The organism is Virgibacillus carmonensis (assembly GCF_057836705.1).
The window spans coordinates 1-1,101 of record NZ_JBYQFJ010000080.1; the positions used below are offsets into that span (position 1 = coordinate 1).

Consider the following 1,101-nt stretch of genomic DNA (forward strand, 5'->3'; position numbering starts at 1 on the left):
TATCTGCTTAGTTGAAGACACATAAGCAAAAATAAATCCAGCAAATGCAGCGCCAAATATTGATGCCAATTGTAAACATGTTGATTTTAAGCTCAGTTTTTAAAAAGATATCCTCGGGAATAGTATCTTTTAGAAGTTCCTTGAGAGCTGGAAAAAAGAAATCACTTCCGACGGTTATTAGAATTGTAACGGCATAAAGATGCCATGAATTAGGGCCACCATCCAAAAGTAAAATGGCAAACATGAGGACTACTAGTCCTCTGAATATATCTGCTATCACTTATATGTGCTTTCTATTTAGTCTGTGTGTGCCAGTAAAAAAGGACGTAATTAGACATGGAATTACGCTTAAAGCAACTAAAAGTCCAACTGCAGCCGGATCATTAGTTATTTCATTAGCAATCCAACTTATGGCAACCTTTATTTGCTAGAATAATGCCACTTTTACGCGGTCATTTTCGATTGTAGTAAAACTGACTTGTAGTGAAAAAAACCTTTCATAACGAAAAAAACGAGCCTTTTCAACTCGTTTTATCGCGTGCGCATTATAAAATTATTCTACGGTAATATGCACATTATGCTCAGCAAGATCTTTATTCGTCCATGTGATTGATGTTCCAGGTGCAACAACTACTTTGTCTTTACTGTACGCATAGTCTTCAATCGTTAATTCCACATGCCCAGATTTAGGAGCACCTTCTTCGACTTTCACAGTCATTTTCATAGTTGGATGTGGATCACAATAAACTGGATACACACCTTTGCTCGGAAACGTATATGTCACACTTTTTCCTTCCGGTAACAGCGGGGAAGCTACTTCTCCAGTAACCTTTTCCCCCTTCATTTCCGTATCGGACATGCCTTCCTGGTCGTCATTCGTATTTTCCTTTTCTTCGTTCATGTTAGATGTAGCACCATCTTGATTTTTTGTTGAAGAATCACTTTCCTCTTGTTCCATCATTTTATTATCCGATTGTTCCTGTTCATTCGTTTCCATTGATCCACATGCTGCAAGGAACACGATAATGAAAAGGAAAAATAAACTTGAAAACGTTTTTCTCATTATTTCCATCTCCCGTATTAGTTGTTACTTAGCTAACG

Annotated in this window: 2 protein-coding genes; one reads left to right on the forward strand and one right to left on the reverse strand. The window is 37.3% G+C overall.

From position 1 onward, the window contains the following. The first annotated feature begins 308 nt into the window (after positions 1-308). A complete protein-coding gene (locus tag AC3G7N_RS20550) occupies positions 309-431 on the forward strand; it encodes a hypothetical protein (RefSeq protein ID WP_489424025.1) in 123 nt (40 codons plus the stop codon). 122 nt (positions 432-553) lie between these two features. On the opposite strand, the gene AC3G7N_RS20555 is transcribed toward AC3G7N_RS20550, so the two are convergent. Next, a complete protein-coding gene (locus tag AC3G7N_RS20555) occupies positions 554-1,063 on the reverse strand; it encodes a plastocyanin/azurin family copper-binding protein (RefSeq protein ID WP_489424026.1) in 510 nt (169 codons plus the stop codon). Between the last annotated feature and the right edge of the window lie 38 nt (positions 1,064-1,101).